Raw genomic sequence first — 8,185 nt, 5'->3', positions numbered from 1 at the left:
GCTCATGCCCTCAGGTCTGTGTTCCGCAGGCCTGATGGGCATTTCTTTTTCAATGGAATTAGGTCAGTGCAAACGGTACGCGCTTGCCTTTTTTATTGGCAGGTTTATTCGGCTTTGGTTTCGGTGATCTTTGGTTAGCAATCATGGTACAGCTCCTTGTGGTGTCTCAAGCAAGAGACAACGTTAAAACAGGATAACCAAACTGAAGCATTAAAAGATGAAGCACTATTTGTACCAAAGTATAGAACAGACTGGTTCAAATGCTTATATCCGTCTTATCGCCTTCCTACTTGAAGCTGTAACTCCAAGTAGTGTGGGTATATTGGATGTCGTGACCAATGTCAGACGCGGCGGCAAGTCGTTTGCGCTGAGAGTGTGGTGTAGTAGGCAAAATAAGTGAAGGCTTTTGCTTTGTTGTTCAGAGCGAGTAGACTGTGCCGCATTTGTTTTCATGCCTTAAAAAGAAGTAAGGATGCCCGCATGTTAGATCGCTCATTCAGCGCCGAAATCCAACAACGAATCGATCAAAAAACCAAGCCAATCGGGGCGCTAGGGCAGCTTGAGCGCGTTGCGCATCATTTAGCACTTATCCAAAGCCAAAACCAAGCTCAAGCGGTAACTCAACTGGCGATTCATCAGCCGACCGTTTTGGTTTTTGCCGCCGATCACGGCATCGCTGCGCAAGGTGTCAGTATTGCGCCAAGCGCAGTGACTGAGCAAATGGTGCAAAACTTTCTCGCGGGCGGCGCGGCCATCAACTGTTTTTGTCGTACTGAACACGCCGCCATGCGGGTGATTGACTGCGGTATTTTGCGAGCTCAGCCCGCTCACGCGGATTTGATTGAGCAGCGTCTTGGTGCGGGTACGCATAATTTGGCCGAGCAAGCCGCCATGTCTTCAGAGCAGGTGCAAGAGGGAATCGCACTTGGCAAGGCGTTGATTCATCGTGAAGTTGAGTCGGGCTGTAATCTATTGATGTTTGGTGAGATGGGCATCGGCAATACCAGCAGTGCAGCAGCAATCTTGGCGGCACTCTCCGGCTTGCCGATTGAAGTGTGTGTTGGACGTGGCACCGGCATTACGGATGAGCAGTACCAACGTAAACGAGCGTTGGTTACCCAAGGTGTTGAGCGCTGTTTAGGCGCTGCGCCACAAGATGTCTTGCAGCAAGTCGGCGGGTTTGAAATTGTCCAAATGGTCGGGGCATTTATGGGCGCATACGAAAAGCAAACCCCAGTGCTGGTGGACGGTTTTATTGTGACGGTTGCCGCTTATGTTGCGACCTTAATCGAGCCGAATGTACGAGACTTTTTGCTGTTTGCCCACTGCTCACAAGAAACGGGGCACCGCGCAGTATTAGAAATGCTGGCCGCAGAGCCACTGTTGGATTTAGGTTTACGTTTAGGTGAAGGTACCGGAGCTGTGTTGGCGCTGGGTCTTGTTCGTGCTGCAGTGGAGTTTTACAACCACATGGCCAGTTTTGCTGATGCAGGAGTCACAGTGTAATGGCGGCCATTTTACGTTATCAACTGGAGCTGTTTTTGCTGGCCGTGAGCTTCTTCTCACGCATTCCTGTGCCGGTGAGTTTGCCTTATAGCAGTGAGCGAATGAATCAAGCTGGGCGCTATTTTGCTCTGGTTGGACTCCTGCTCGGGGCGATTTGCGCTTTGGTTTACTCGCTCGCGACGCAGCTTTTTTCTACCAACATCAGTGTGTTTTTGACCATGGTGTTGAGCTTGTTATTGACCGGTGCCTTTCATGAAGACGGCTTAGCGGATATGGCTGACGGTGTGGGCGGTGGTATGACGGCTGAGCGCCGTCTAGAGATCATGAAAGACAGCCGCATTGGCACTTATGGCTCTAGCGCTTTGATTATGGTTTTGCTGGGTAAATATTTGCTACTCACCGAATTGGCCGATCTTACTTCACTGGTTCCTGTTTGGTTGCTGGCTTATACCCTAAGCCGCGCGGTGGCGGCGTCTTTGATTCGTAATACGCCTTATGTCTCCGATACCGACAGCAGTAAAAGTAAGCCGCTGGCGCAGCAGCAGTCGGGTACGGATGTGGCCGTGTTATCCCTTACCGCCTTAGCGACACTGTTTTACTTCTCATGGCAGTTTATTGGAGTGATGATCGCCGTCAGCTTGATTTTCAGACAGATTTTCCGCCAATGGCTTATCAGACGTTTGGGTGGCTTTACTGGCGATTGCCTTGGCGCCGCACAGCAGTTGATGGAAATTCTGATCTATCTGATCTTGCTTGCTTTTTTACAGCATGAAGTGATGATTTAGGGGGCAAAGTGACGGTTCATTTCGTTTTAGGTGGTGCCCGTAGTGGTAAATCGAGTTACGCAGAGTTACTCGCCAAACAAACCGCACAAGCTTTGGGGGCAACCTTGCATTATGTGGCGACCGCCACGGCCTTAGATGATGAGATGCGCGAGCGTATTACCCATCATCAAGCCCGACGAACCGCAGAGTGGAATGAACATGAGGTGCCGCTGGCTTTGGCTGAGGCGTTAACTCGTTTTCAACGCCAGGATGTGGTGTTAGTCGATTGCCTCACGTTATGGCTCAATAATCTGCTTTTTGAACACGAAGCTGCGCTCTGCGCAGCGCGGATTGATCAGCATGTCGATTCGCTGTTAGCTGCATTGGCTCAAACCCCAGCTCACATTATCTTGGTCAGCAATGAAGTGGGTATGGGAGTCGTACCTATGGGCGAATTAACTCGCATGTTTGTTGACCACGGGGGATGGATGAACCAGAAAATCGCGGCATTGGCCGATTCGGTAACGTTTGTCGTGGCGGGTCTGCCACAGCGTTTAAAAGGCGAGTAGCAAGGCATGATCCGAATTTGGTTACTGCGTCACGGCAAAACACAAGGCCCTGCAGTCCTGAATGGTATAACGGATGTCGCGGTGGAGCCGAGCGTGCAACAAGCGATAGCCAGCCAATTAAGCACTTTACCGTTTACTCGTGTGATAAGCTCCCCCTTATGTCGCTGCGCTGATTTGGCGCGATTGCTCCAATCGGCTCGTCCGTACATCATGCTCGATTTCGACCCGCAGCTCCAAGAGCTTAACTTTGGTGAGTTGGATGGACAAAGTTTTGCCGACTTAGAGACTCAATGGCCAATATTGGATGCCTTTTGGCAAGATCCCGCAAAGAACACACTGCCACAAGCTGAACCTCTCGCTATGGCCTATCAAAGAGTGAGTCAAGCTTGGCAACAATGGTTACCTAAGCTTGAGAGCGATACGCTTATCATCTGCCATGCAGGAACCATACGTTTGATTTTGGCACACGTATTGGGTGTCGATTGGCGCAACCCACACTGGCATACTCGGTTAACCATTCCTCATCAATCGGTGACTGATCTTGTCCTTTATCCCGGTGAGCCACCGATAGTGAGCGTGACCAGCATCGGAAATGCGCTTTGCCGTTAGCCCATAAAGCGAATTGAATATGGAGCATCTTATTGAATTAGTGGTAGAATCCGCGCCTATATCGTCGTCTGGCTGGGAATAAAAAGATCTATTCCTTGCTACTTGAAGCTGCAGCGGTGTTGGCTATATTCGCTCACCCCAATCACTGAGTATTTCTATGATGGGGGATCACTCTCCACCTGCAACTCCAAGTCGTTTGGGTAGAGTGCCGTTAACGACCACGGATATTGAATGGGTGATGATAAGTGCGATCATCTTGGCATAAATTGTTCGTACAATTTCTTAACATACCGCTGTGCAATAAAGGAGTAGCGCATGACGAAGTCTCTCTTCCGCCAATCTTTTCTTTCCGACAGCTTAGATCTTGACCATCCCATGGTCGCGCAAACCGTACGTACAGAGCAGGGTGTGACCTTAAAGCTGCATCAACGTGGCGTGTTGGAAGTGATCCCAGCTCAAACGGACGCGGCGACAAAAAATATGGTGATCTCCTGTGGGGTACATGGTGATGAAACCGCACCTATGGAACTGCTGGATAAATGGATTGACGATATCGTCAGCGGATTTCAACCCGTTGCTGAGCGCTGCTTATTTATTCTGGCGCACCCGCAAGCCACGGTGCGCCATGTCCGTTTTATTGAGCAGAATCTCAACCGCTTATTTGATGATAAGCCCCACACTCCGAGCACTGAGCTGGCGATTGCCGATAACCTCAAAGTTCTGCTTAAACAGTTTTTTGCTAACACGGACGAGCACTCGCGTTGGCACCTAGATTTGCACTGTGCCATTCGTGGCTCGAAACACTATTCGTTTGCAGTAAGCCCGAAAGCGCGTCATCCGGTGCGCAGCCGTAGCCTGATGCAATTTATCGAGCAAGCCCATATTGAAGCCGTGATGCTATCGAATGCGCCTTCCAGTACGTTTAGTTGGTATTCGGCCGAGCATTATGCTGCGCAAGCCTTGACCTTAGAGCTTGGTCAAGTGGCACGCTTAGGTGAAAATCTATTAGACCGTCTGTTGGCCTTTGATCTGGCGATGCGAGATCTCATCTCTCGCCATAAACCCGAGCACTTACCGAGAAAAACGGTGATGTACCGAGTCAGTCGCACCATAGTGCGTCTGCACGACGATTTTGATTTTCGCTTCAGTGACGACGTGGAAAACTTCACCGCCTTTATGCATGGGGAAGTGTTTGGTCACGATGGCGATAAGCCTTTAATGGCGAAAAATGAAGGGGAAGCGATTGTTTTCCCGAACCGTAAAGTGGCCATTGGCCAGCGCGCCGCCTTGATGGTGTGTAAGGTGAACACGCGCTATGAAGATGACCAATTGGTGTACGACTGATCTTGCTTGGCCATGATCTCCTTTCTATTTAAATGGCTTAACGGTAAGGTTAGGCCATTCTTTTTTCTATGAACGACAAGATGGATTTTCATCGACTGCTTCAACATAAACAGCAACGCTGGCAGCGCAGCAGTTATCTGCTGATCGGGCTGTTTTTGAGTGTGTGTGTCCTTTATTTGTTGGTGGGAGAACTGTGGCTATCTCCTTTTTCCGCTTGGTCTTCTCTCGAACAGCAGTTGGTATGGGAACTGCGTTTGCCAAGATTACTGGCTGCGGCGGTGATTGGGGCTTCTCTGGCCGTGGCAGGAGCCACCTTACAAGTGTTGCTAGGCAATGTGCTTGCTGAGCCGGGCGTGGTGGGGGTATCGGGTGGTGCAAGCGTGGCGATGGTAATTCTGCTGCTGTTTTTCCCGAGTTTAAATTCCCCCGTGGCTTTTATGGCGGCCGCGGTATTGGGCGCGCTGCTGTTTACGTTGCTCTTGGTGGTGATGGCTCGTAAGTTACGCTTGACCACCGCAAGGCTATTACTGGTCGGGGTCGCATTGGGGATTTTGTCTGGCGCGGTAGTCACTTGGGCTTTCTATTTCAGTGATGACCTTGGTTTGCGTCAACTGATGTACTGGTTAATGGGCAGTGTCGCAGGCGTCAGTTGGTATCAACATCTCCTCTCTTTGGTGGCAGTACCTGTCGTGATTTGGCTTGTCTTGCAAGGTGGTGTTCTGGATAAGCTGATGCTTGGTGAAGGGCATGCCAAACAGTTAGGAGTCGATATTCATCGTGTTCGCTGGCGGCTCATTCTCGCTATCGCATTACTGGTCGGGGCTTCCGTCGCACTAGGGGGAGTGATCGGTTTTGTTGGGTTAGTGGTTCCTCATTTGCTGCGTTTAACGCTAGGCTCGGAAAATCGTCTATTGCTGCCACTTTCTGCTCTGTGCGGCGCTTTATTACTGGTGAGTGCGGATCTGATTGCGCGTTTGGCGCTGGGCAGCGGCGAATTGCCATTGGGGGTAGTCACCACCACTCTGGGCGCGCCCATTTTTATCTGGATGTTGGTGAGAAACCATGATTCGTGTTAACAGCTTACAGGTGGATTCTCGTCTGCTGCCGTTGTCATTACAGGCTAACGCTGGCGAAGTTTGGCATGTGATTGGCCCCAACGGCTGTGGTAAAAGCACCTTGCTTGCCGCTTTAGCGGGGATGATCCCTTTCTCTGGATCTGTGCAGGTTGGTGGCTTAGACGTGAGTCAAGCAAGCTTATCTGAACTCGCCCGCCATCGCGCTTATCTGGCACAAAATGATAAACCCAGCTTTCAACTGCACGTTTTCCAATATTTGGCGCTGTCGGTTCCTGCGAACGTAGCCCTAGAACGCTCGGAAGTGGCCAGCGAAATCGATCAGATCAGCCGTTTACTCAATATTGATGACAAACTACACCGTTCGATTCACCAGCTTTCTGGTGGTGAATGGCAGCGTGTGCGTCTAGCCGGAAGTTGTCTACAGGTCTCACCGGTTTTGAATCCTTCTGCGCGTTTACTGATTTGGGATGAGCCAGCGGCACCCTTGGATATTGCGCAAGAAAGCCTGTTGTATCGTCTGATTGAGCGCATGGCAGGGCAGGGATTAACGGTGATCATGGCCAATCATGACCTTAACCGCACTTTGCGTCACGCTGATCAAGTGTTACTGCTCAGTCGTGGCGTTCTATACCGTGCTGGAAGTGCGGAAGAGGTGCTGACTCAAGAAGTGCTGCAATCCGTGTTTGGTACGTCAATTCGCCGAGTGGAACTGGAAGGGCATCCTCACTTGCTGTTCGATTGAGCCTAAGACGCCAGCATCTTATCAGGTGCTGAGTTGACCAATCATGGCGCATGGAGCACTGTTTTAGCGCATGTTGCTGGAAGAATAGGCGAGAAAGTGTTTTGGTATTTGTTTATTTATCAATGAGTTGTGTTTTTTAACGCAAGGAAAAAATATTGGCACACAATTCGCAACACTAGATTTGATACATTCTCGTTCTTGTTAGGCTCATCACTCTTCGGCAGATCCCTTGGCACTCTCTCCTGAATGGTGCCTTGGTATAAGAGTATTGAGTTTGTGCTGAACTGATTGGCCCCAATCAGACGCAGTATGCCACCTTAGTGACTAAGGTGGCCTTTTTTTATCTGGATACTCGATATCTTGCCAAGGTAAAGCAGAGGCTGATTACTGAGTGAGTGCTGCGAGGTTAGCAGGGCGGTAATAAACCGACTTCAGCACTTTGCCCTGACGCACGGTTTTAGACTCAGAGATAAAATCCTCTGCGCATTTGGCAATAATGTACTCACCTTGATGAACCGCCATTAGCTTGACACCTTGTTCAGCATAGAATTTCTCAGTATCTAAATACTCTTGTTCACTGCGACACACTTTACTCATGTTGGAGCTGTGTACTTCATCCCAGCATGGAAGAAAGTCGATATTTAAGTTGGCCGCGACATGCAAAAGTAGGTCAATCAAATAGCTGATCGCTAGATTGTCTTCTACCTTAGCGTGGCCTAAATGCACCAATCTTCCCATCAACACATAGACGGTATCCACAATCGCATCCGCTTGTTCGGTTTTATTGTCGGCTTGGGCAAGCTCAGTCAGCTCTTCAATCGCCAAAGAAGTGTGTAAGGTGTCAGCCTGGGAATTTAAGGTCTGTGGTGCAGCGACAGGCAGATCAAAGGTTTGGCGGAATTCACTGATATCACGGTATAAGTGGTCGAAGATCTCTTGCGTCAGCTTAGTTAATTGCATGCTTGCGTTCCGAATGGGGTTTAACAGGAGGGCAAGTGTAACAAAGCTTGTGCAGCGGGGCTACGTCAGCACATGAATCAAAGGATTGAAAAACAAAGTGAGAAAAAACAAAAGGCGCAATTATGCGCCTTATCGGTAGGGAGAACCGAAATACCGATTAACCTACATAGGGAATAGGTTATAGGTAGAGTTTGGCCAGTTGTGATGGCTCTAATTCTTTACCTTCGAGGTTGGCATTCCAGTTCGTTCCGACCAGAACACCATCTTCATCAAGAGTGATTAACCAATCTTCTACAAAAATATCCAGCGGGATTTCTACCACTTCAAAGTCAGCCCACTCTTCAACATTATGAATTTGCGCATCTTCTTTGGATGACCAGAAAGGCATCACTTCACTTTCTTCAAATTCAGTCGACTCACAAGAGAGCCAACCTTCTTCATTGCGTAAACCCCAAACAAGTTGGCTTTCTTGGGTTTCTTGAATAAACAGCGCTAGATTCGCTTCGATATCTGCCGTTAATTTGCTCATTTTATTCTCTCGCAGTAGATAATGCCGTAAGGGTAGCACTTTCATCGAAGAATGCCCATGCCGATCTCTGTCTGCTCATAAAAAGA

Annotated in this window: 9 protein-coding genes; 7 read left to right on the top strand and 2 right to left on the bottom strand. The window is 49.3% G+C overall.

Going from position 1 to position 8,185, the window contains the following annotated elements; genetic code table 11:
* Positions 1 to 480: 480 nt before the first annotated feature.
* From cobT to btuD, 7 genes are all read left to right on the top strand, one after another.
* Entirely contained in the window at positions 481 to 1,506 is a 1,026-nt protein-coding gene (gene cobT / locus GOU96_RS10880) for a nicotinate-nucleotide--dimethylbenzimidazole phosphoribosyltransferase (protein WP_060779502.1), read from the top strand.
* Complete coding sequence (locus GOU96_RS10875; protein WP_248431731.1) at positions 1,506 to 2,291, top strand: adenosylcobinamide-GDP ribazoletransferase; 786 nt, start codon at positions 1,506 to 1,508, stop codon at positions 2,289 to 2,291. The genes cobT and GOU96_RS10875 overlap by 1 nt, the downstream gene beginning before the upstream one ends.
* Before the next feature lie 8 nt (positions 2,292 to 2,299).
* Positions 2,300 to 2,839: a bifunctional adenosylcobinamide kinase/adenosylcobinamide-phosphate guanylyltransferase gene (gene cobU, locus GOU96_RS10870; protein WP_267782397.1), complete on the top strand. Its 540-nt coding sequence runs from the start codon at positions 2,300 to 2,302 to the stop codon at positions 2,837 to 2,839.
* A 6-nt stretch (positions 2,840 to 2,845) separates the two neighbouring features.
* Entirely contained in the window at positions 2,846 to 3,448 is a 603-nt protein-coding gene (locus GOU96_RS10865; protein ID WP_267782400.1) for a histidine phosphatase family protein, read from the top strand.
* 315 nt (positions 3,449 to 3,763) lie between these two features.
* Positions 3,764 to 4,792: a succinylglutamate desuccinylase gene (locus GOU96_RS10860; protein WP_267782403.1), complete on the top strand. Its 1,029-nt coding sequence runs from the start codon at positions 3,764 to 3,766 to the stop codon at positions 4,790 to 4,792.
* Between the two features lie 80 nt (positions 4,793 to 4,872).
* On the top strand, positions 4,873 to 5,868 hold the full coding sequence (gene btuC / locus GOU96_RS10855) for a vitamin B12 ABC transporter permease BtuC (RefSeq protein ID WP_000345513.1): 996 nt from the start codon (positions 4,873 to 4,875) through the stop codon (positions 5,866 to 5,868).
* On the top strand, positions 5,855 to 6,610 hold the full coding sequence (gene btuD / locus GOU96_RS10850; RefSeq protein WP_000621844.1) for a vitamin B12 ABC transporter ATP-binding protein BtuD: 756 nt from the start codon (positions 5,855 to 5,857) through the stop codon (positions 6,608 to 6,610). The genes btuC and btuD overlap by 14 nt, the downstream gene beginning before the upstream one ends.
* A gap of 384 nt (positions 6,611 to 6,994) precedes the next feature.
* Here the strand turns inward: btuD and GOU96_RS10845 are convergent, their stop codons facing one another.
* Positions 6,995 to 7,570 carry a nucleoside triphosphate pyrophosphohydrolase family protein gene (locus GOU96_RS10845; protein WP_001177584.1) on the bottom strand — a complete coding sequence of 192 codons (576 nt, stop codon included), beginning with the start codon at positions 7,568 to 7,570 and terminating at the stop codon, positions 6,995 to 6,997.
* Between the two features lie 178 nt (positions 7,571 to 7,748).
* Positions 7,749 to 8,099 carry a DUF2750 domain-containing protein gene (locus GOU96_RS10840; RefSeq protein WP_181710889.1) on the bottom strand — a complete coding sequence of 117 codons (351 nt, stop codon included), beginning with the start codon at positions 8,097 to 8,099 and terminating at the stop codon, positions 7,749 to 7,751.
* Positions 8,100 to 8,185: the final 86 nt, after the last annotated feature.

The organism is Vibrio sp. R-1 (genome assembly GCF_035615595.1).
In the GTDB taxonomy this organism is placed as follows: domain Bacteria; phylum Pseudomonadota; class Gammaproteobacteria; order Enterobacterales; family Vibrionaceae; genus Vibrio; species Vibrio cholerae.
This window is presented reverse-complemented; position numbering and strand designations above follow the sequence as displayed.

Bases quoted from the DNA above. Each gene is read 5' to 3' on its own strand.
- cobT (WP_060779502.1), top strand. From the start codon at position 481: ATGTTAGATCGCTCATTCAGCGCCGAAATCCAACAACGAATCGATCAA.
- GOU96_RS10875 (WP_248431731.1), top strand. From the start codon at position 1,506: ATGGCGGCCATTTTACGTTATCAACTGGAGCTGTTTTTGCTGGCCGTG.
- GOU96_RS10865 (WP_267782400.1), top strand. From the start codon at position 2,846: ATGATCCGAATTTGGTTACTGCGTCACGGCAAAACACAAGGCCCTGCA.
- GOU96_RS10860 (WP_267782403.1), top strand. From the start codon at position 3,764: ATGACGAAGTCTCTCTTCCGCCAATCTTTTCTTTCCGACAGCTTAGAT.
- btuC (WP_000345513.1), top strand. From the start codon at position 4,873: ATGGATTTTCATCGACTGCTTCAACATAAACAGCAACGCTGGCAGCGC.
- btuD (WP_000621844.1), top strand. From the start codon at position 5,855: ATGATTCGTGTTAACAGCTTACAGGTGGATTCTCGTCTGCTGCCGTTG.
- GOU96_RS10845 (WP_001177584.1), bottom strand. From the start codon at position 7,570: ATGCAATTAACTAAGCTGACGCAAGAGATCTTCGACCACTTATACCGT.
- GOU96_RS10840 (WP_181710889.1), bottom strand. From the start codon at position 8,099: ATGAGCAAATTAACGGCAGATATCGAAGCGAATCTAGCGCTGTTTATT.